The sequence below is a fragment of the Vulcanisaeta sp. JCM 16161 genome (genome assembly GCF_001316285.1).
In genome coordinates, this window is record NZ_BBDO01000013.1 from 1 (window position 1) to 19,006 (window position 19,006).

Annotated in this window: 24 protein-coding genes, 2 tRNA genes and 6 pseudogenes; 13 read left to right on the forward strand and 19 right to left on the reverse strand. The window is 48.3% G+C overall.

Features of this window, described 5'->3' with window-relative positions; genetic code table 11:
• The 8 genes and pseudogenes from JCM16161_RS13035 to JCM16161_RS13065 form a co-directional block, all read right to left on the reverse strand.
• Positions 1-363, reverse strand: a pseudogene (locus JCM16161_RS13035) (hypothetical protein); the annotation flags it as partial.
• Positions 364-611: 248 nt separating this feature from the next.
• A tRNA-Gly gene (locus tag JCM16161_RS13040) sits at positions 612-690 on the reverse strand.
• Positions 691-715: 25 nt separating this feature from the next.
• The gene (locus tag JCM16161_RS13045) at positions 716-1,087 is read right to left on the reverse strand and encodes a DUF309 domain-containing protein (RefSeq protein ID WP_054856147.1); all 372 of its coding nucleotides are present in this window, start codon (positions 1,085-1,087) and stop codon (positions 716-718) included.
• A gap of 231 nt (positions 1,088-1,318) precedes the next feature.
• Positions 1,319-2,140: a carbohydrate ABC transporter permease gene (locus JCM16161_RS13050; RefSeq protein WP_054856148.1), complete on the reverse strand. Its 822-nt coding sequence runs from the start codon at positions 2,138-2,140 to the stop codon at positions 1,319-1,321.
• A gap of 4 nt (positions 2,141-2,144) precedes the next feature.
• Entirely contained in the window at positions 2,145-2,933 is a 789-nt protein-coding gene (locus JCM16161_RS13055) for a sugar ABC transporter permease (RefSeq protein WP_243671705.1), read from the reverse strand.
• A gap of 77 nt (positions 2,934-3,010) precedes the next feature.
• A complete protein-coding gene (locus tag JCM16161_RS19140) occupies positions 3,011-3,160 on the reverse strand; it encodes a hypothetical protein (RefSeq protein WP_243671706.1) in 150 nt (49 codons plus the stop codon).
• On the reverse strand, positions 3,120-4,235 hold the full coding sequence (locus tag JCM16161_RS13060) for an extracellular solute-binding protein (protein WP_054856150.1): 1,116 nt from the start codon (positions 4,233-4,235) through the stop codon (positions 3,120-3,122). The genes JCM16161_RS19140 and JCM16161_RS13060 overlap by 41 nt, the downstream gene beginning before the upstream one ends.
• Entirely contained in the window at positions 4,232-4,513 is a 282-nt protein-coding gene (locus tag JCM16161_RS13065; RefSeq protein ID WP_054856151.1) for a hypothetical protein, read from the reverse strand. The genes JCM16161_RS13060 and JCM16161_RS13065 overlap by 4 nt, the downstream gene beginning before the upstream one ends.
• Positions 4,514-4,726: 213 nt before the next feature.
• Between JCM16161_RS13065 and JCM16161_RS13070 the strand changes: the two genes are divergently transcribed.
• Together JCM16161_RS13070 and JCM16161_RS13075 are read left to right on the forward strand one after the other, a co-directional pair.
• Positions 4,727-5,050, forward strand: a complete 324-nt coding sequence (locus JCM16161_RS13070) for a UxaA family hydrolase (RefSeq protein ID WP_054856152.1) — start codon at positions 4,727-4,729, stop codon at positions 5,048-5,050.
• Positions 5,047-6,216: a UxaA family hydrolase gene (locus tag JCM16161_RS13075; RefSeq protein ID WP_054856153.1), complete on the forward strand. Its 1,170-nt coding sequence runs from the start codon at positions 5,047-5,049 to the stop codon at positions 6,214-6,216. The genes JCM16161_RS13070 and JCM16161_RS13075 overlap by 4 nt, the downstream gene beginning before the upstream one ends.
• On the opposite strand, the gene JCM16161_RS13080 is transcribed toward JCM16161_RS13075, so the two are convergent.
• Both JCM16161_RS13080 and JCM16161_RS13085 read right to left on the reverse strand, forming a co-directional pair.
• Positions 6,208-6,582, reverse strand: a complete 375-nt coding sequence (locus JCM16161_RS13080; protein WP_054856154.1) for a hypothetical protein — start codon at positions 6,580-6,582, stop codon at positions 6,208-6,210. The genes JCM16161_RS13075 and JCM16161_RS13080 overlap by 9 nt on opposite strands.
• Positions 6,583-6,614: 32 nt before the next feature.
• Positions 6,615-7,504 (reverse strand): annotated as a pseudogene (locus tag JCM16161_RS13085) (NAD(P)-dependent oxidoreductase).
• 128 nt (positions 7,505-7,632) lie between these two features.
• Between JCM16161_RS13085 and JCM16161_RS19145 the strand changes: the two are divergent.
• The 3 genes from JCM16161_RS19145 to JCM16161_RS19155 are packed head-to-tail and all read left to right on the forward strand — an operon-like array spanning position 7,633 to position 8,584.
• Complete coding sequence (locus JCM16161_RS19145) at positions 7,633-7,923, forward strand: hypothetical protein (protein WP_243671707.1); 291 nt, start codon at positions 7,633-7,635, stop codon at positions 7,921-7,923.
• A 47-nt stretch (positions 7,924-7,970) separates the two neighbouring features.
• Positions 7,971-8,366 carry a molybdopterin-binding protein gene (locus tag JCM16161_RS19150; RefSeq protein ID WP_243671708.1) on the forward strand — a complete coding sequence of 132 codons (396 nt, stop codon included), beginning with the start codon at positions 7,971-7,973 and terminating at the stop codon, positions 8,364-8,366.
• A 29-nt stretch (positions 8,367-8,395) separates the two neighbouring features.
• Complete coding sequence (locus tag JCM16161_RS19155) at positions 8,396-8,584, forward strand: hypothetical protein (protein ID WP_243671709.1); 189 nt, start codon at positions 8,396-8,398, stop codon at positions 8,582-8,584.
• Positions 8,585-8,769: 185 nt separating this feature from the next.
• Here the strand turns inward: JCM16161_RS19155 and JCM16161_RS19160 are convergent, their stop codons facing one another.
• Both JCM16161_RS19160 and JCM16161_RS13100 read right to left on the reverse strand, forming a co-directional pair.
• A complete protein-coding gene (locus JCM16161_RS19160; RefSeq protein ID WP_243671710.1) occupies positions 8,770-8,997 on the reverse strand; it encodes a HEPN domain-containing protein in 228 nt (75 codons plus the stop codon).
• A gap of 7 nt (positions 8,998-9,004) precedes the next feature.
• Positions 9,005-9,466 carry a nucleotidyltransferase domain-containing protein gene (locus JCM16161_RS13100; RefSeq protein ID WP_054856155.1) on the reverse strand — a complete coding sequence of 154 codons (462 nt, stop codon included), beginning with the start codon at positions 9,464-9,466 and terminating at the stop codon, positions 9,005-9,007.
• 259 nt (positions 9,467-9,725) lie between these two features.
• On the opposite strand from JCM16161_RS13100, the gene JCM16161_RS19165 reads away from it, so the two are divergent.
• The 6 genes and pseudogenes from JCM16161_RS19165 (at position 9,726) to JCM16161_RS19185 (ending at position 13,050) form a co-directional block, all read left to right on the forward strand.
• Positions 9,726-9,989, forward strand: a complete 264-nt coding sequence (locus tag JCM16161_RS19165) for a PaREP1 family protein (RefSeq protein WP_243671711.1) — start codon at positions 9,726-9,728, stop codon at positions 9,987-9,989.
• Positions 9,958-10,185 carry a PaREP1 family protein gene (locus JCM16161_RS19170; RefSeq protein WP_243671712.1) on the forward strand — a complete coding sequence of 76 codons (228 nt, stop codon included), beginning with the start codon at positions 9,958-9,960 and terminating at the stop codon, positions 10,183-10,185. Before JCM16161_RS19165 ends, JCM16161_RS19170 begins: the two co-directional genes overlap by 32 nt.
• A gap of 501 nt (positions 10,186-10,686) precedes the next feature.
• Positions 10,687-11,175: a PaREP1 family protein gene (locus JCM16161_RS13110; protein ID WP_054856156.1), complete on the forward strand. Its 489-nt coding sequence runs from the start codon at positions 10,687-10,689 to the stop codon at positions 11,173-11,175.
• 88 nt (positions 11,176-11,263) lie between these two features.
• Positions 11,264-11,832, forward strand: a pseudogene (locus JCM16161_RS19175) (hypothetical protein).
• A complete protein-coding gene (locus JCM16161_RS19180; protein WP_243671713.1) occupies positions 11,814-12,056 on the forward strand; it encodes a hypothetical protein in 243 nt (80 codons plus the stop codon). The pseudogene JCM16161_RS19175 and the gene JCM16161_RS19180 overlap by 19 nt, the downstream one beginning before the upstream one ends.
• Positions 12,057-12,113: 57 nt before the next feature.
• Positions 12,114-13,050, forward strand: a pseudogene (locus JCM16161_RS19185) (aldehyde ferredoxin oxidoreductase C-terminal domain-containing protein).
• An 85-nt stretch (positions 13,051-13,135) separates the two neighbouring features.
• On the opposite strand, the gene JCM16161_RS13120 reads toward JCM16161_RS19185, so the two are convergent.
• Positions 13,136-13,342: a hypothetical protein gene (locus JCM16161_RS13120; protein ID WP_243671714.1), complete on the reverse strand. Its 207-nt coding sequence runs from the start codon at positions 13,340-13,342 to the stop codon at positions 13,136-13,138.
• A 106-nt stretch (positions 13,343-13,448) separates the two neighbouring features.
• Between JCM16161_RS13120 and JCM16161_RS19190 the strand changes: the two genes are divergently transcribed.
• On the forward strand, positions 13,449-13,628 hold the full coding sequence (locus tag JCM16161_RS19190) for a hypothetical protein (RefSeq protein ID WP_243671715.1): 180 nt from the start codon (positions 13,449-13,451) through the stop codon (positions 13,626-13,628).
• Positions 13,629-13,755: 127 nt separating this feature from the next.
• Here JCM16161_RS19190 and JCM16161_RS19195 read toward each other — a convergent pair.
• The 5 genes and pseudogenes from JCM16161_RS19195 to aroC all read right to left on the reverse strand — a co-directional run.
• Positions 13,756-13,962, reverse strand: a pseudogene (locus tag JCM16161_RS19195) (PaREP1 family protein); the annotation flags it as partial.
• 20 nt (positions 13,963-13,982) lie between these two features.
• Positions 13,983-14,231 carry a PaREP1 family protein gene (locus JCM16161_RS19200; protein ID WP_243671716.1) on the reverse strand — a complete coding sequence of 83 codons (249 nt, stop codon included), beginning with the start codon at positions 14,229-14,231 and terminating at the stop codon, positions 13,983-13,985.
• Between the two features lie 132 nt (positions 14,232-14,363).
• Entirely contained in the window at positions 14,364-14,525 is a 162-nt protein-coding gene (locus tag JCM16161_RS19205; RefSeq protein ID WP_243671717.1) for a PaREP1 family protein, read from the reverse strand.
• Positions 14,526-14,781: 256 nt separating this feature from the next.
• Positions 14,782-15,657, reverse strand: a complete 876-nt coding sequence (locus tag JCM16161_RS13135) for a fumarylacetoacetate hydrolase family protein (RefSeq protein WP_054856158.1) — start codon at positions 15,655-15,657, stop codon at positions 14,782-14,784.
• Between the two features lie 244 nt (positions 15,658-15,901).
• Positions 15,902-16,999, reverse strand: a pseudogene (aroC, locus tag JCM16161_RS13140) (chorismate synthase).
• Positions 17,000-17,089: 90 nt separating this feature from the next.
• Between aroC and JCM16161_RS13145 the strand changes: the two are divergent.
• A tRNA-Gly gene (locus JCM16161_RS13145) sits at positions 17,090-17,168 on the forward strand.
• 345 nt (positions 17,169-17,513) lie between these two features.
• Here the strand turns inward: JCM16161_RS13145 and JCM16161_RS13150 are convergent.
• Positions 17,514-18,701 carry a hypothetical protein gene (locus JCM16161_RS13150; protein WP_243671718.1) on the reverse strand — a complete coding sequence of 396 codons (1,188 nt, stop codon included), beginning with the start codon at positions 18,699-18,701 and terminating at the stop codon, positions 17,514-17,516.
• Positions 18,702-19,006 lie beyond the last annotated feature (305 nt).

Below are 19,006 nucleotides of genomic sequence, written 5' to 3' on the forward strand. Positions count from 1 at the left end.
GACGCCGAGCTTCTTCCTTAATTTCCAGGAGATCACGTCTATGGCCTCATCCTTAATGCTATAGGTTAGCTTTTGCATTGTTCTATTCATTTGGTTCAGCGTCTTCTTAATTTCCTGAACATCCTTGGTAAGCTCATCAAGCTTGGCCGAGTGGCTTTGGAGGATTTTACCGTGCTCATCAAGTTTATTACCGTGTTCCTGCAACAATCCTGTGTGCTCCCGCAGTATCCTGCCGTGCTCCTCAAGGATCCTGCTATGTTCCTCAGGGGTCTTCTCATGCTCCTGCAGTAACCTTGTGTGTTCCTCAAGTATCTGCCCATGCCTTCTCAACTCCTCCTCAATACTCGTTATCCTGCTTAGCATTGCGTTAAAGTCCTGCCTAAAAGCAGGTAATTGAAAAGAGAGCCTTGGTTCACGTCAACGCAATTCACGTGCGTAATGACAGAGGTTAATGAAATAATAGGTGGCTTTGAGTAGTGCAATGAGATAATTAGTTGAGACATTAATGATGAATTGATACTTCCACCTACCCTACATCAATGAACATACATAGAGACAAAACTACAAAACACCACAAAAACAAACAAACAAAAACACACCAACAACCTGCGTGGTGCGGCCGCCGGGATTCGAACCCGGGTTCTGCGGCTCGGCAGGCCGCCATCCTAGACCAGGCTAGACTACGGCCGCGGTTTGAAACACGCTATTTTGGGTTTTAAGCTTTTTGTATCGATTCCAGGTCTTCCTCCTCGATCTTAAAGGGCCTCGCTAATAGCAGGGCATTATCCATTTTCCTCAGTAATCTCTCCTTATTTATGTAGGGTACTTCGTTTTCTGCGATTAATTCTCTTGCCCTAACGATCAGTCTCCCAAACGCCTCTAGGTTGTTTTCCTGTATCTTCACAAAGGCTGCCGCTAGTATTATCAATCCCCGTATGCCCTCATTCCTGTTTTTACGCCATACCTTCTCGAGCACCTCATGGGCCTCCCAAAACCTCTCCTCGTTGAATAACTCAATGTACCTCCTAATGGCGTATTCCTCGTTGTGTTCCTTATCTTCTTCGAGGTCGATATTAATAACCTTCATGATTCTGAATCCTAGGCCTTCTATTTTGTGCGTATCTTCATCCGTGTTTACCTCTAGGTCGATTTCGAGGTGTTTTTCCGAAATTCTAATGTTTATTATCTTAAGATTTGATTTTTTTACGTAGGTTCATGAGCAGTGCTGGTCTATCCTCCGGTTTAAATCCAGGGTTATTTGCTATTAATAATACCCTAATGATTGCGAACTGACACGGCTATTTTTAATTCCTTTGGCTCATCCTTTAGCGCCGGCGCCTAATGCCAGTAGTCCTCTTACGAAGTACCTGCCCAGGAATATGAATATGACCAGTGGCACTATGGCGGCTATTAGCGAGCCGGCGTACGTCTCGTTGTACAACACGCCATAACCACCAATGTACTTCTGGACAGCCAATGCTATTGGTCTTAGGCTTGGTGACTCAACGAGCACTAGTGGTATGAAGAAGTTATTCCATGCCATTATCAGTATGTATATTGCCGTGGCTATCACGCCGGGCATTGCCAATGGTAGTAATATCCTTAGGAATACCGTGAAGTCGCTCGCCCCATCTATGTATGCCATCTCTATATAGTCCTTCGGTATGACGGATATGAATATGGACATAAGCAGCGCGCCAGTTGGTATGAAGAATATTAAGTAGGCAAGTATTAAACCTCCATAGCTATTAAATAGGCCGAGTGAAACCATAATCTTGACCAGGGGTACGGCAGCCACCTCGTAGGGTATGAACGTGCCTATGGCCACTAACGTGAATAATAAGTCACTCAGCCAATGCTTAAGCCTGTAAAAGCCAAACGCCGCCAACGCGCCCAGGAACGTGGATATCGCAACGACTGGCAAAACCACAATGGCACTATTAATTAATCCATAGACTAGGCTCTCGGCTACGGTCACTATGTTACTCACGTCAAACCCACTAGGCAGTAATACCGGTGTTGTCTCCGCGGCCAGGGTCGTTTTAAATGAGTTAACCACCATTGCATAGAGCGGTACTAACCATAGCACAATTATTATTGCAAGGACCACCTGGTGAATTACGGACCTGGCGTTAACCATACCATCACCCCTGGGTTATCCACCTCTTTAACCCATACAGTGCGTAGGGTACGACTACGGCAACCGCGATTGCAATGACTATACCCGCTATAGCCGTTGCCTCTGCAAAGTGCTCGCTTATGTAATCCCAGTATAGGTTAATAACCGCGGTCTCAACAAACGGATTTAATGCAACCATTCCATAAGGTAGTGAGAATATCCTTAGGGCGAACAGGAAGAGCAGTGCTGATGATATTATTAAGGCACCCCTGACGTTGGGTAATAATATCCTTAGGTATATCGTGAATGTTCCAGCCCCATCAACCTTAGCGGCATCAATCACTGACTGTGGCACATTCATGAGCATCGCGAGGTAGAAAATAACCGCAAGCCCTGAGTAGGCCCAGGTGGTTACTAGGAAGATGCTCCAGAAGGCATTTTGAGGGCCTAACCAATTAATCGCGGGTAGTCCAATTAGCTTAAATACGTAATCAAGCCCATACTCAACGTTATAGAGCCATAGCCATATAAAGGCATTGGCTATCATGGGCATTGCCAATGGGTATATTAATATCGATAGGTAGACATTACGTTGCGTATTACTCCTCAGGAAGAACAGTAACCCAGCCAATATTATGCCCAATGCATTACCGGCTGCGACGAGTAAGACCGCCAATAGCATTGACCTCTCCAATGAAGCAACGGTAATGGGGTTTGTAAGGATCTTCACGTATGTTTGGAGACCCACGAATTGCGGTATTGGGTTAAACAATGACCAATTAGTGAATGAGTAGTAATAATCCCAAAGGAGCATGTATAGGAGGAATACACCAAAGATTAAGGCGGGAGAGGAAAAAATAAGCATGGTTTTAAGTTCATGCCTCATTTAAATCACCCACTAACTACTGCTTGAGCTGTGACCCACGGTGGTACGTAGCAGCCTAGGTAGTGACCTGGCCAACCAAGGTACCCAAGGCCCAGCTGATTAGCCTTCAACCACTCAGCCTTCTCCTCCGCCAGTGCCGATGCTAATGTGCTCATCCACTGTGACGTACCACTCGGGCCAACCTCGGCGTAAGTCAGTAAGCTGGTCTATCTGGGCGAGGACGTCATCAAATACACCGCCATCACTAAGCTGGTATACGAAGCGGCACCAATCACTTGGATTCTTACTCCAGTTAACGAGCTCCTCATAACTCCACCACTGCTCCGGCGTGTTGTAATAATCTGTGGTTATGTTGGTGTAGAACGTTACGGCCTTCCACTTTGTCCAGGTCGGCTCACCACCGGGTATCCCACTGCCCCAGTACCACGAACTCCACCACTTAGCAAATAGGACTCCATAACTCTCGCCTGGGCCAACCGGGACAGCTACTGCATCAACAACTAGTGGGTAAACACCCGCGGTTCCTGGGAATGGCTCTGCCATGGCCGTTATGTTGGTCCATGACGTGTATGGCGGTATTGCTGGGTACGTCGTTGTGTTTAGGAAGTCATACGCATAGGTTACCCACCAATCACCATTTACTTGGAATGACGCCTTACCCTCAACGATCCAGGCAGCTCCCTGTGTCCATGTCATTGACTCCCAACCTGGGCAGTCAAGGGCCTGGAACTTCAGGAACCAGGTGTTTGTTTCATTGATTATTGCCTGAACCTGCGGATTACTTAGGTTAAGTGTTCCATATAGGAACTCCATGTATAGCTTGGGACCACCAAGCGCCAGGAATATGTCCTCCCATAGGTTGAACTGGTCCCAGCCACTGTCACCGCCTGGTATCATGAAGCAAATACCATGCTGATAAAGCACGTACGCATCATAGTACAGTTGGTCAATTGTTGTTGGTATTGGTAGGTTATACTCCCTCAATACCTGCGGGTTAAAGAATAGTAGGCCACCCCTATGCACATTCACTGGGAATAGGTACATGTGGCCATTGAACATGCCGGCCTCCATGACGGGTATTGACACGTTACCCGTACTAATAAGTGATAACCACCAAGATGTTGCATTATAGAATGAGTTAGCGCCTTGAGGTGCAATTTCTATGTAGCTAATCATCTCGGGTCCCTCGTGACTCTGGAATGTCGTTGGTGGCTTACCAGCCTCAATCAATGCGATAATTGCGTACTTGGCCGACGTACCACCAGCACCGGCACTACGTACGGCACAACAAGTATGTGGAAGTACTGCTCAAATAATGGCCAGGTATGCTCACCAGCCACCTTACCAGTGGTTGCCCACCAGGTGTAGAAGAGAACCTCCTTGGGTGGTGGCGGCACTGTTGGCCTGGTCGCGTAATAGGCCAGTAGACCACCAAGGACCACAACGACGACTATTAGGACAACAACCCATATTAATGTTGTACGAGAGATTCCTAGACGGGCCGTCATACAGTCTTTTGGGTATTTTCATAAATTTTAAAGTTTTAGGGTATTATAGGTATACTTGGGTACACCTAGGTATCAATATTGATGAAAATATATCGCACTTATTAAGATATAATACTATAGTTGTGAATTGTATTGAGTTATTTATTTATAAATGATTAAATAATACTAAGTTAGTTATAATGTTAAAATAGTGCTGTCGGCTTTTATTGCTGTATGGAGTCCGTAATCATAACCGGCGCGCCCGCTATAGTACTTAATCCAAGCGATAATGTCGCCGTAGCTCTTAGGGATTTGAGGGCTGGCGAGGATGTTGAGTTGGTAATAGGTAATTCAAGGGTTAAGGTTAAGTTACTTAATGACATACCCTTTGGGCATAAATTTGCCATTAGGGATATTCGTATGTGTGATTACGTGATTAAGTACGGCCATGTAATTGGTAGGGCTAAGCGTGACATTAAGGCTGGCGAGCACGTCCATGTTCACAATGTGGAGAGTTTAACCGCTGTTCACAGTGTCTGTAGGGGTGGTAATCCATGAGTAGGCCCACGATACTTGGCTACGTAAGGCCTGACGGTAGGGTTGGCATTAGGAATTACTTACTTGTGATGTCAACGGTCGTCTGCTCGAGCTTCGTAACCCGTAGAATCGCAGACCAGGTACAGGGTGCCGTGTCCATTGAGAACCCATTTGGCTGTGGTCAACTTGAGCCTGACCTTGAGATCACTAAGAGGACGTTAATTGGTATGGCTAAGAATCCAAACGTGGGCGGCGTCCTCGTTGTTGGTCTCGGTTGCGAGCAGATACAAGCCGATGACTTAGTTAAGGAGATTGAGAGGACGGGTAAGCCCGTGGAGAAGGTCGTGATTCAGGAGGTTGATGGTGGGACCCCAGCGGCAATCGAGAAGGGTATCACATTACTTAGGAGGATGGCTGAGGAGGTACTTTCACAAAGACCTGAGGAGGTTGATGTATCGAACCTGGTCATGGGTGTTGAGTGCGGAGGGTCAGACGCAACCTCCGGGTTGGCGGCTAACCCAGTCGTTGGTTACGCATCAGATAAATTAATTGATCTTGGTGGCACGGTAATACTCTCAGAAACCCCTGAAATGATTGGCGCCGAGGACATACTCGCCAAGAGGGCTGTGTCTAAGGAGGTTGGCGACAAAATAATTAAGGTGGTTAGAAAATGGGTTAACCTGGCCGCATCCTACGGCGTTGATTTAGTTGGTACACAACCATCACCGGGCAACATAGCGGGTGGTTTAACGACTATTGAGGAAAAGTCACTAGGCGCCATAATTAAGGGTGGTTCTAGACCAATACAGGGTGTTGTTGATTACGCTGAGGAGGTGAGGGGCAAGGGCTTGTGGATAATGGATACGCCGGGCTACGACATAATGTCCGTGGTAGGCATGGTTGCTGGCGGCGCTACCCTGGTTGTATTCACCACAGGCCGTGGAACACCGACAGGCAATCCAATAGCCCCTGTGATCAAGGTCACGGCAAACCCATATACGGCTAAGAAAATGCGTGAAAACATAGACTTTGACGCGAGCACCGTGACACTTGGCCAGGAAACAATCGAGCAGGCTGGCGAGAAGCTGTTCAAGTTAATAGTGGATGTGGCTAGGGGTAGACCAACAAGGGCTGAATTGCTTGGGTTCAGGGAATTCGTAATACACAAGATAATACCATCATTTTAAACCATAATTAAGGAGCAGTAACTGTTCAGTTTCCTTAAGCGTTCCCCTGACAACATCAACCTCAAGACCCAAGGCCTCTAAGGCGGTAACTCCAAGCACGTTTACATCCTTTTCCTCGCCAAAGATCACGGTTACGGCACCCCTCCTACCCATAACCTCAATAATGGCACCACCAATATCACGCTCAACATAACCACCAAATGCAAGGAACCTCCTTTTCTCGAGTGGCTTAATCCCTATTGAATTCAGGAGTGAGGACGATATTACGGAGTAAATGGCCCCAGTATCAACAATGCCATCAACCTCAACATACTTACTCATGTCGGCTGGATTATAGACCTTAAACTTAACCTTAACAATTCCCATCAACATTTTAAGCGACTAACGACCTTTTAAATCTACCCATCGCTGATGTTTGCTAATTCGTAGTATAGTTTTAGTAGGGCTTGGGTGCCCTTTTCACCGAGTCCCTTGGCTACCAAGCATTGTATAGTTGTAGTGTTAATGCCGTACCTGGTAGTGGGACGTTGAGTTTGTTCGCAGTCTCTATGGCGTACCTAAGGTCCTTCCTTAGGTGGGCTGCCCTGAATCCAGGTTCGAAGTCTCCCTTCATCATCTTGGGCATGTAGTACTGAACCGTGAATGAGTTCGCAGCGCCAGTGGATAACACCGTGAACAGCTTCTCCATGTCGATACCTGCCTTTTTGGCGAGTGCCATTGCCTCGGCTACGGCGAGCATGTTAATACCAACAACTATTTGATTGAGAAGCTTGAGCATCTGGCCATTACCAACATCGCCGGCATATATTATCGTCTTACCCATCGCCTGAAGCACTGGCTTGACCCTCTCAAAGACCTCGTACTTGCCGCCGACCATTATGGTTAACGTGCCCTGCCTAGCCCCAATATCACCGCCAGTCACTGGTGCATCCAGGAACTCAATACCATATCTGCTCAACTCCCTAGCAAAATACCTAGCATGTTCTGGGGAGTTTGTGCTCATATCAATGACTATGAGGCCGGGGTGAGCACCATGAATAACGCCACTAGGTCCCAGTAGAACCTCCTCCACATCTGGTGCGTCCGTGACCATATCAATAACGACGTCGGACCTCTCGGCAACCTCCTTTGGACTCTCCGCAACCGGTATACCGAGCTTCACGAAGGGCTCGGTCTTCGACCTAGTCCTATTATAAACAATTAGTGGGAAGCCGGCCCTGTGAATGTTCATGGCCATGGCACTACCCATAATACCAAGCCCTATGAATCCGACCCTAAGCCTCTCCATACAAATAAGCCATGACCCACCACTTAATATTCATTGCCTATAACCTGTTTAAATAGAGTCATTATTTAAAGGCGCATTTGGTAAGTCGGTAATGTGAGGCTTGTTAGGGTTGAGGATGCGGTCGGCAGGTGCTTGGTTACGACACGACGTACGTGGGCAAGGATGGGGCAACGGTATTACTGCCCAGGGGCCACGTGATTACCAGGGATGATGTCGAGAGGCTTAAGAACTCCGGTGTTTACTTCGTTTGGGTTGAGGGTAATGAGGAGTCAAGCGATTTAATGTATGAGTGGGAGATTGCAGAGACCGTGGCTAGGGCCGTGGCTGGGGAGAACACGTATGTCAGGCCAGCGAGGCAGGGCTCCGCCTGGATCATGTCCAGCATTAATGGTGTCCTCAGGTTGATACCCGCGGCCTAACCGAACTAAACCTTAGCGGCAATGTCCTACTAATTACTAAGCAGGGCATGAGTGGCGTTATTAGGGATGAATTGGTTGGCGTTATTGACGTGATACCGCTCAGCATGAGGAGGGGCGAGGTTGAGGAACTACTGAGGTATAGGAATTTAGTCAGTGTCGTGCCGTTTAAAAGGAGGAGGATTGGCATCGTTATAACGGGGACCGAGATTTACCAGGGTAGGAAGAGGGACCTCTACTACCCAGTGATTAAGGCTAGGGCCGATAAGTACGGTTGGGAGGTGGTATTCAACACGGTGGTGCCTGACGATGAGGATAAGATAATGGGTGCCGTGAAGGAGGCCGTAAGTAATGGTGCGGAGGCTGTGGTGGTGACGGGCGGCATGTCCGTTGATCCAACGGATAGGACGCCAATCGCCATAAGGAGCTTGGGGCTAAGGTCGTAGCCTATGGAGTACCCATTAAGCCTACGACCATGACCATGATAGCCATTCTCGATAATACCCCAATACTCGCCGTATCGGCTGGAGGGATCTACTATAGCGATTATAATGCAATAGATATATTCCTGCCAAGGTTAATGGCAGACTTAATACCCAGCAGGGAGGAAATAGCGGCAATGGGCCACGGAGGATTACTACCGAATTATAAATTAAGCCATTAAACCGTTATATTAAGTGCATTAAGTACCTCAATGGCGATATCCCTCGCCCTACGCGCCTTGGATAATGCCTCCATGGCGCTTGAACGGTTATAAATCATGCCGGGCGTAAACCGGCATTTGGCTCGCCGTAGGTTGAGCGTGCATGTTCAACTGCCAATTCATGCTCATCCTCGCCAATTCAATAATCAATTCCTTAACCTCACCTGGCAATTGATTGATAATGCCATTAGTTGGCTTGATGGGTCATGGCTCCAGGTGGGCACTTGGTAAATAGCTATTATTGCCTTCGCGAAGTTTTCAACAGCTAATTGCGAATAATGTACGCACCCAGCCCAATCCTCGATTGAGCAGTACCTCTCAGCCCTACTTAGGTGCTCATTAGCTAATCCATACCTATACCGAACCTCACTCATTGGTCGATCATATTATCCTAACCCGCTCCAATGGCCTTGGTAATACCCAGTAGTACGCCTTACCGTCCTTAACCCTCCTGAGACCGCTTTCAATAATCCTACGCCTCACACGACTTAGGAACGCCTCCAGCTCGCCAGTCCTATCCATCAACACCACAGCGTCCCAATAAATGTTGAGTAGCAGCGGCGTTACCACGCACGGGTTTAGGAAGTCATTAATATCCATGTCGAGCACGGTCAGTGGGTAATCACGTAGTAGGGCACTAACCGCCAAATAAATAGCCCTCCTCCTCCTAATGTGGTCAACACCACTTAAACCCCTGTGAAGGATTAACAAATCGACATCACTACGCTCCCCCGCCTCACAGCGGGCCAGGGAACCGAACAGCAGTACGGCAATGAAATTACCACTCACTAACCTGTTCAGTTTAGTCCTTAAATCATTAATGGTGTCTTGGCAATTAATCATTACCATATGCAATGAAGTTTAAACCCTTAAATGTCTTTGGTATCCTTATCATGCCAACTCTCCCAGTGGTTTGGAAATAATTCTAATGAGGAATTGAATGTAAAGAACTCAAGTGGTTAAATAGCTGTGCATTATTTCACGGCTTAATCAATGATTTAAGGGGAAAATAATGGGCTTGTACCAGCGCTGGGGATTATGATAATGCGGTTTAATCTCCATGAGAATGCCTTATAAGTTTGGAAATTGAGGTAAGGCGGGGATGGAGGAGTTGATTAGGGCTGCTGAGGAGCGTGGTATTGACGTTGAGGACTTGATAATAAATGCCATTAAGAGTAGGAGTAATGACCCAATGGAGTCAATAAGGATAAGGCTTGAGTTGGCTGAGAGGTTCATAACCGAGGCTAAGGAGAGGTTGAATGCAAATGACGCAATCCAGGCCAGTGAGAAGCGTATAAAGCTGCCGAGGAGGTTATTAAGCATTAGCCGAGAAATTGAATACGAGGGAATACCAACAAGCGATTAAGGAGGGCAGGTGGTATACCTATTACCTATCCTCAGTGGCCTCAAGACTCGATTGGAGTAGGAGGGGTTGGTCGTCAGCTTACATACTCCATGTCTGGGGCTTTCACGAGAATAAGCTGGACATAAACTCAGTGAGGGAGTATATTAAGGATGTTGAGGAGATGGTCATTAAAGCCAGGGAAGAGTTACTTAAATGATCGTAAATAACGATATTAATTGTATACCTAAACGCATCCCTACATGCCACACCTAAGTCTTTACGGAATCCCTGATGCTAATGGTATGGCTTCAATGAAGTACTTAAGTGCCCAACCCCACTGAATTTCATTTGAGCTCTGGCCTATCCATTGGATCTAATGATCTTAAAGTCCTCAGAATTTTTGCGTGGACATTATGAATCTCCCTAAGCGACGGTGTGATTTAATAGCCATGCGAGTCCCCAGCAGTTCCTCCCTACGTAAAACGAAGAATAACACCTTAAGTACCTCCTTAACTACTTAATGCACGTAAAACGTAGTCCTAGACCATCTACCAGCCTTAGGACAGGCTCGTCATTGGCAAGATCCTCTTCAGCCGACCGAATCCGTAGTAATGATTCTCTACATATTATTACGGTATCTAAAATAATTTTCGTGTTAATAAAGGTATAGGCCGGTCACATTAAGCCTTAATTAACTTTATTAATTTTCAAGGTTGGAATGATAATTGTGGAATTACCTGAGGAGATCCTGAAAATCATTAAGGAGAGGGGTATCGATGTGGTAGATCTCGTATTGAGCGTAATATCTAGGACCGACCCCACGGAGGGCATTAGGCTTAGGCTTGAATTAGCTAGGAGGTACATGACCGAGGCCAGGGAGTACATGAATAAAGGCGATTCCATTCAGGCCAGCGAGAAGGCATATAAGGCCGCTGAGGAGGTGGTGAAGGCATTGGCTGAGAAATACGGCTTACCAGAGCATCATCAAGCAGTCAAGGAGGGTAGGTGGTATACGCATTGGTTAGGTTCTGCCGTTAATAAATTAATGAGAACGCTAGGCAACTGGGTATTAAGTGGTTGGACCAGCGCATACTTTCTTCGCGTGTGGGGCTTCCATGAGGCTAAATTGGGCGTTGATGATATTATTAGTTATGTTGATGAGGTTGAGAGGATGATTAAGGAAGCCGAGAAGGTGTTGGCGCATTGAATTAGGACTAAATATGTAAAATAAAGTGTTTTTTTTAAGATAGCCATATTATGGCGTAACCGTGGCATTATTCGGTTGGGTTGGGAAGGTGCTATATATTGACTTAAGCAGCGGTAGGACCTGGACAGAGAGCGTTGGTGAGGATATTTACGATAAGGTACTCGGCGGCGAGGGACTTGCCGCATACATAATATATAAGCACTTCAGGGAGATAAAGGGTCCGCTTGACCCATCGAACATTCTCGTGTTCGCCACGGGGCCGTTAACAAGCGATATTATTCCACAGAGTGGTAGGGTGTCGATAGGCTTCATATCGCCACTCACTGGGATATGGGGATCGACCCACGTAGGTACTAGGTTTGCCTATGAGTTGAAGAGGGCGGGCTCGATGCGGTGGTCGTAATGGGTAAAGCCGAGAAACCCGCCTACATATACATTGAGGAGGGGCAGGCGGACATTAGGGATGCAGGCAAGTACTGGGGTCTCGATATAATAGAGACCGTGAATGCATTGAGGAGGGACCTTAACGACCAGTCGATTAAGGTATTAGCGATAGGACCTGCTGGGGAGCACTTGGTTAAGTTCTCGACGATAGCGAATGAGGAGGGCATTGGCGGTAGGCTGGGGGTGGCGCCGTCATGGGTAGTAAGAACCTGAAGGCCATAGTTGTTAAGGGCACAAGGCCCATTGAGTATGCGTATCCCGAGGAGTTGAGGAGGTATGTTAGGGAGTTGAACGTTAAGCTGGGCAGCTCCGCCAGGGGGGTCTCGCTTAGGAAGTTCGGCAGCGCTGGTAGCGTGGGTATTTATAATGAGATTGGTAACATACCCGTGAGGAACTTCGCCTGGGTAGGTGGGATGATAATGAGGTCTTCAAAATAACCGGTGAGACCATGGCGAAGACGATACTCGAGAGACCATACCCATGCACCACGTGCAGTGGCCTGTAAGAGGTTTGTCAGGGTTAAGCCAGGTAAGTGGTTTGATAAGGAGTTCAGGGGCTTGGGCCCTGAGTACGAGACAATATCGCTATTCGGCACAAACCTATTAATCAGTGACCTGGAGCCATAGCCAGGATGAATGAGGAGTGCGATAGGCTTGGGCTTGACACAATATCCACGGGAAACGTGATAGGGTTCATATTCGAGGCCGCGGAGAAGGGGTTAATCAGCAGGGAGATTGAGGGGTTAAGGCTGGAGTGGGGTAATGCGGATACCGTGATTAGGCTAATACGAAAGATAGCCTATAGGGAGGGCATTGGCGACCTACTGGCTGAGGGCGTGAGGAGGGTTTCTGAGAAGATCGGTGGACAGGACTTCGCAGTGCACGTTAAGGGGCTGGAGATGCCAGCCCATGACGGTAGGGCCTTCTTCGCACATGCCTAAGCTTCGTAACGATTAATAGGGGTGCTGATCACCTTGGCTGGCCGCACATGCCGTGGAGGGGCATTGCAGTGCCTGAGCTCGGCATTAACGCGAGGGATGATAGGTATAATGAGTCTGAGGAGGTGGTTGACATAGTCATTAAGATGCAGAACCTAATGACCGTGTATGACTCACTGGTGATGTGTAAGTATGCATTCACCGCAGGGTTGACCGTCACGGACATAATAAACCTACTGAAGTACACAACAGGTAAGGAGTACACCGTGGATAAGCTCATGGAGATAGGAGATAGAATTTGGAAGATAGAGAGGTGGATAGACAATCAACTGGGGATAACGAGTAAGGACGACAAACTACCAAAGAGAATGCTAACACCGCACGCAAATAGAAACGGCACAAAGGTTCCATACGTAGTCGAGAAGTGGTTGCCAATATATTATAGAAGGAGGGGTTTAACGGAGGATGGCATTGTTAAGGAATTAGACGTATAAGTTAAGTCCAGTTAAATTATAGATTTTATTCCATAAAGCCTTTGGTACGGTATGGGCACAGCGTTGGGATCGACGTGAACGTCGATCACCACGGCCTTATCAGAATTAAGGGCATCCACAAGTAATGGCTTGAGTTCTCCCTACGGGTTATCGTAATGCCCTCGGCACCCAATGACCTTGCCAACAATGCAAAGTCAATGCTTGGCAACCTAATAAGGGACCCAGTAACATCACTAAACCTAACCCTCTCATAAACGCCTAAAACCCTGTAGGCAGAATCATTAAACACCACTATCCTCGGCCTAGCGCCGTATTGAACGGCCGTCGATACCTCAAGCCCTGCATTAGGAAACCGCCATCACCAACAAGGGCCACCACATCACTATCCGGCTGAATTATTGAGGCAGCCACCAACAAAGAGCGGTGTTTCGCTTCTCTCGGCCTGTGGCACAGTTAATCCAAGCATTGCAACAAGAAAATCCACATTCCTCTTCCTGCACTCCTCAGCCAGCTTCAATTTACTCGGTATATCCGTGGTGCTGGTCTCAACGGCTATTAGACCTGGCCTAGGCTCTTAAGCTTCCCTAAACTCATCCTCCTGGTGCTTCTTAGCGTCTATCCAGAGCTTTGTGGTTTCCACGTACTTAACCCCATGTTTGGTGATAAAAATACTTTAGGTTTCAATAACCCTCCTGGCGTTGGCGATTAAGTCTCAATGAGCTTTAGGTAACTCGTTATGTCCTCAACGCTCAGTTTACCCTCATGGAAGCCCCAAACATGCAGCGCATATCCAGCCGCCCAGCCAGCCGCAACCCAATTCCCCAGTGTTGATGCGAGCCTATTACTGGCCTTTTGAAGATAATGCGTAAACCACCTACCTTCCTTTAAAGCCTGTTGGAACTCTGGTATGTTGTATTTCTCTGCGAGGGCCTTTACGGCCTCTTCAGTCGCTTTATACGCCTTCTCGGAGCTTGGGCAGCATCGCCCTTAGCCACGTATTCCTTAGCCTCCCTTAGATATTTCTCAGCCAGCTCAAGCCTAGCCTTAGCCAGCTCTCCAGGGTCAAGGCCGGCTGCTTTAATAATGGAGTAGGTTAGGAGGTCCTCAATGTCAAGTCCTAAATCCTTAATCCTATCATAAATTGCCCTGGGCAATTCTATTAAAACAACGTCCTCACCCATCGAACATATTTATCAAATATGGTTAATAAGCATAACTACGTAGACCTCAAGGCTCAAGTACCCCTGGCGCTAGTTACTAGGTTTTCTATGGGTCTCATATACCTCATTAGGTCATCAGTACCCAATTTGGCCTCATGAAACCAGACATACAGGAAATACGTACCTCCACCCGTTTAATACCCAGTCGCCTAACTGCTCAGCCAACCTACCGGCCACCGAACCCAATTGATAGGTATACCACCTACCCTCCCTCACGGCTTGCTGGTACTTAGACGCGTTGGATTTCTCGGCCAACGCCTTAACAACCTCCCCAGCAGCCCTATAAGCTTATCCGAAGCTTAAACAGCATCACCCCTACCAACGTAACCCCTAGCCTCATTAATCTACTTCTCGGCGAGCTGTAGTCGTAGTTTTACCCCGATTGATGGGTCATTCCTACTTATTGCATTTATTATCAAGTCCATGACGTCAATACCCCTCTCCTCGGCGACCTTTATTAATTCCCTGGTATTTCCATTTAATTAAGGATTAAACGGTTCGGCTTATATCTTCACTTACCCAATTTTATCACGGGTGTCCTCTGTGTTCCAAGCCCTGTTATTGATATCTCAACGACATCCCCATGCATTAGGGTTATGGGTCTCGGCGGTATTATGGCGGTTCCCGTCGATAGTAGCGTTCCGTCGGGGACCGCATTATCCCTAATTAGGTACCTTATCTGTTCCTCAACCCTCCTCCTCATCCTAGAAGTGCTTATACTGCCCTCGAAAATCACGGAACTACCTCTTATAATCCTCATGCTTATCGTCAGGTCATACGGATTACCAACCTCGTCAGGCGTCACTAGAAATGGTCCAATGGCGCAGGAATTATTGTAAATCTTTGATTGAGGCAGGTAGAGTGGGTTTTGGGCTTCCAAATCCCTTGCGGACACATCATCACTTATTGTGTATGCCAGTATCCTACCGCCTGAGTCAATCACGACGCCGAGCTCGGGTTCCGGCAACGTCCACTCCGAATCACTCCTAATGGCTATTGGCTCGCCATGGCCGACGCACCTATTCGCTGTACCCTTAAAGAAGATCTCGGGTCTCTCCGCATCATAAACGAGTTCGTATATGGTCCTGCCCCTTATCATTGCCACGTCCTCCTCGCTATACCTAGCCCTGGCAACCTCATACACAATTCCACTACCCCAGACTTCCGGTGGATCGTAGGGCTTCGTGAACCTGAGCCCCTTATACGTGTAGTCCCTGGCCAATAATTCATCAATATTAACATTAACCTCAGGCCCAAGCGGAACGTCCCTACCTTCCGAATAAAGCTTAAGTGCCGTGACGGGGTCGCTAAGTAATACGTAGACCCTATTACTTACTATTGCGAAGTTACCGACCCAACCACCATTAGTGAGTCTGAAGATCCTCATACATTGATTATGAACCTAGAAGCCATTTATGTGTTATATATAACATGGTTTAATTGCATAGAAATAATTCATTAAGCACAGCTTTTATTAATGATGCCTCACCAATCCTCCTAAGTAGGGACAACCGCTAACGGCTTGCTAAGGCCGGCCTTAAGCCCTTCAATCTCCCCATCCCTATTAAGTAAATCCCTAGGGCTCTCCTTAACCCCACGTCAAGGGGCAGTTACCCTCCCAACCTATGAACTTACCTTTTAATGACTCTGGGGATTAACCCGGCCCTAATTGCGTGGTCTACGAGGACTATGGCTGTCATGGCCTCGGCAGCCAGTATGGCCTTTGGCGCCGTTGACACGTCATAACGCCCCTTAAAGGTTATCGTAGTCTCCACCATCTTCTCTAGGTCCACTGTCCTCTGCACCTTCCTAATGCTGGGTGTCGGCTTGAAGGCGACCCTAAACCTAATGGGCTCACCAATGCTCATGCCGCCGAGCATCCCACCAACTGTTGGTCTCAAGCCTTGGCCTACCATCCCTAAGCACTATTTGGTCATTAGCCTCACTACCCTCATCCTAGCCAGCCTAAAGCCAAGCCCAAACTCAACACCAACGGCACTACCTATCGACATAACCGCCTTCGCCAAATCAGCCTTTAATTTATCAAAGACGGGCTCACCAAGCCCCGGCGGAACCTCCGTGGTTATTACCTCCCCAATACCACCAACGCTATCGCCATCCCTAGCCGCGCTTATTAGCACATCTATGGCCTTCCTCATGGCGTCATCATCAACCATGGGCAGCGGCTTCTCCCAGGCCTTAACAACATCCTCGAAGGTGTAATCCTCCCTGGAAATAGCCACACCACCAAGCTCTACCAGGTGGCTCGCCACCTCAACATTTATCGTCTGCCTAAGCACGGCCTTCGCAATCGCCCCAGCCACCACCCTAGCCACAGTCTCCCTACCGCTAGCCCTACCGCCACCCCTATGGTCATAAAACCTACCAAACTTCAGGTAGTAGGCTAAATCGGCATGGCCCGGCCTAGGCCTCATCCAAAGCTCACTGTAGTAGTCCGAAATAGCCCTCCTATTCCAAACAACAACCGCTACTGGCGTACCTTCGGTAAACCCATCCTTAACCCCAGACAGTATTTGAAACTCCTCATCCTCACACCTAGGATTAAGAATCGGCAACTGACAAAAACGCCTCCTCTCAAGCTCCCTCCTGATAAGGGACTCATCAATAGCCACACCAGCCGGAACACCATCAACCACAACCCCCACAGCAGGTCCATGGCTCTCCCCAAAGGTCACAACCCTAAACACACGCCCAAAGACACTACCCATCAAACCAACGCACTATTTAACCTATATAAACATTCAATTAAGGGCAAAAAGACGCAAAAACTTAAAATCCCAATTACCGTTATATAAGTCGCGGCCGTCGTCTAGACTGGTCTAGGATGGCGGCCCCCCGAGCCGCAGAACCCGGGTTCAAATCCCGGCGGCCGCACCACGCGGGTTGTTGGTGTGTTTTGTTTGTTTTGGGTCCGTGGGCTTTGGGTGGGGCAGTTCAGCCTTTTGATCGCCCTTGCTATCGCCCTTGCCCTCCTTTCCTTGCCCTCGCTGGCTGCCTCCTCGAGCATTCTCCTAAGCGCCTCACAGACTCTCTTCGTGAGTTCTTGGTCCCTCTCGATTACGTACATGCCTATGTAGACCTCGAAGTCGCCGCCGCCAGGCCTCAGCCCAGCGTCGTAGCCAACCCTCTTTAACAACTTCAAAATCGCCATCGCATCCCCATAGTCCCTACGCCACACCCTGAGCTCTACTGTGCCGTTGTTGTTCACGTGGACGTTCATCCTCACGCCGGCAACCTCGATTGATGACCTGCCAAGTGCTTGGGCTCCATGCCCGCCAACGCCATTAAACGCCTAGGCTTCTCGGCATCGGGCAATTGAGCCAAGTCCTCGATCAATGCCTTGACTGTTTTATCGCCGAGCATTTTCCTAGCCAGCTCGACGGCTTTGGAAGTCCAAACTGTGTAGGCTACGGCATACCCATTATCACTGCCCAACCTAAACCCTAGGCCCTCCAGTCTCTTTATCGCGTTCCTCCACAACCCGAGCTTTGACTTGCCCATGGTGAGCCCAACTCTCTTTTTCTTAATATTTACATCGCCATCGCCGAGCACTGCATACAGCGTGAATGTTGGGAACTCCTCATCGCCGAGCCTGCCCGCTTCCTCAGCGACGTCGGACTTGCTTTTGAACACGCCCCTGTGGTCAGTAGCCCTTAATTGCCAGGTAACGCCCACATCACCATCATTTATGCCTAGACCGCTTATGCGCATGCGGTTCTTCCCAGGCCAAGCAGTTAGCCAAGCGATGGCTTGCCATAGCTGTGTAGTGCCCATCTTTGGATAGCCCTCCTCATCAATCGAGCCATCGGTCAATAATAAGCCGCACTGCATAGCCCTAAGCCTATTGCCACTGAAGAGTTTGGGCACGACAACGTTGATGCCCCTGAGGCCAGTGAGCGATATTTGCATTGTTATACTCCCTGACCCAGCGACCCTCGCCATTTCAATCGCCAAGCCATCCGTGTATAGGCGTGCCGTGAACGACTTATCCTTATCAAATGGTTCACCGCTAATGATTATCTTCGTCCCGCCACTCCTTAGTTTATTGATTAGCTCCTCGAGCTCCTGCCTGTAGGTGCTTAGCCACCTCTCCCTTGCCCGCTTTAGTAGCCTCAGCATTTCCTTGCCAATGTCGAGCATCGCCCTTCTTAGGTTTGCAATGCCTTCGTCGTTGCCCTCCCCAATCTTCGCTTTAACCCTCTGCAGCCAGTTGCCTAGGGCATTGATTGCGTTGTCGAACGGCGTTGCCGATTCACTGAGCAGTACGGCTCTGTGCCTCTCGACCCTAATCATGAACTCATTGATTAGCCTCATGGTTTCCTCAACGACCCTCGGGTCATCAACTTCCTCAACGCACTCAAGCCTCCTCGAGCCACTGACCCTCCTACCCCAACAAATCCCTAGAGCCATGAGCCATCCAATGATTGACTCCCAACAGAACTAATAAGCCACTGCCGAATCGATGCTGGGTTAGCTTGAGTAGACAATTAAGAGGAGGACCGTAGTCCGCGTTGGCGGTGAGGACGCGGAACAATGGACAGCAATCCCCAGAGGCAAGTGGGTATTGCCCGGTCTTTGCCGGGTCTTTGCTGAACAATTTCCTCGAATTTCGAGGGAAAATCGCCAATTGGTTCTTGAGAAATAAAGAACATTGGTTTGTTTTGGCTTGGGGTTGCTGTCCATTGTTTCATGCTTTGCCGTTGCGTCTTCCTCAT

Excerpts from the sequence above, each read along its gene's own strand:
- JCM16161_RS13045 (WP_054856147.1), bottom strand. The coding sequence starts at position 1,087 with ATGAAGGTTATTAATATCGACCTCGAAGAAGATAAGGAACACAACGAG.
- JCM16161_RS13050 (WP_054856148.1), bottom strand. The coding sequence starts at position 2,140 with ATGGTTAACGCCAGGTCCGTAATTCACCAGGTGGTCCTTGCAATAATA.
- JCM16161_RS13055 (WP_243671705.1), bottom strand. The coding sequence starts at position 2,933 with ATGCTCCTTTGGGATTATTACTACTCATTCACTAATTGGTCATTGTTT.
- JCM16161_RS19140 (WP_243671706.1), bottom strand. The coding sequence starts at position 3,160 with ATGAGCACATTAGCATCGGCACTGGCGGAGGAGAAGGCTGAGTGGTTG.
- JCM16161_RS13065 (WP_054856151.1), bottom strand. The coding sequence starts at position 4,513 with ATGACGGCCCGTCTAGGAATCTCTCGTACAACATTAATATGGGTTGTT.
- JCM16161_RS13070 (WP_054856152.1), top strand. The coding sequence starts at position 4,727 with ATGGAGTCCGTAATCATAACCGGCGCGCCCGCTATAGTACTTAATCCA.
- JCM16161_RS13075 (WP_054856153.1), top strand. The coding sequence starts at position 5,047 with ATGAGTAGGCCCACGATACTTGGCTACGTAAGGCCTGACGGTAGGGTT.
- JCM16161_RS13080 (WP_054856154.1), bottom strand. The coding sequence starts at position 6,582 with ATGGGAATTGTTAAGGTTAAGTTTAAGGTCTATAATCCAGCCGACATG.
- JCM16161_RS19150 (WP_243671708.1), top strand. The coding sequence starts at position 7,971 with ATGAGTGGCGTTATTAGGGATGAATTGGTTGGCGTTATTGACGTGATA.
- JCM16161_RS19155 (WP_243671709.1), top strand. The coding sequence starts at position 8,396 with ATGACCATGATAGCCATTCTCGATAATACCCCAATACTCGCCGTATCG.
- JCM16161_RS19160 (WP_243671710.1), bottom strand. The coding sequence starts at position 8,997 with ATGAGTGAGGTTCGGTATAGGTATGGATTAGCTAATGAGCACCTAAGT.
- JCM16161_RS13100 (WP_054856155.1), bottom strand. The coding sequence starts at position 9,466 with ATGATTAATTGCCAAGACACCATTAATGATTTAAGGACTAAACTGAAC.
- JCM16161_RS19165 (WP_243671711.1), top strand. The coding sequence starts at position 9,726 with ATGGAGGAGTTGATTAGGGCTGCTGAGGAGCGTGGTATTGACGTTGAG.
- JCM16161_RS13110 (WP_054856156.1), top strand. The coding sequence starts at position 10,687 with ATGATAATTGTGGAATTACCTGAGGAGATCCTGAAAATCATTAAGGAG.
- JCM16161_RS19180 (WP_243671713.1), top strand. The coding sequence starts at position 11,814 with ATGGGTAGTAAGAACCTGAAGGCCATAGTTGTTAAGGGCACAAGGCCC.
- JCM16161_RS19200 (WP_243671716.1), bottom strand. The coding sequence starts at position 14,231 with ATGGGTGAGGACGTTGTTTTAATAGAATTGCCCAGGGCAATTTATGAT.
- JCM16161_RS13135 (WP_054856158.1), bottom strand. The coding sequence starts at position 15,657 with ATGAGGATCTTCAGACTCACTAATGGTGGTTGGGTCGGTAACTTCGCA.
- JCM16161_RS13150 (WP_243671718.1), bottom strand. The coding sequence starts at position 18,701 with ATGGCTCTAGGGATTTGTTGGGGTAGGAGGGTCAGTGGCTCGAGGAGG.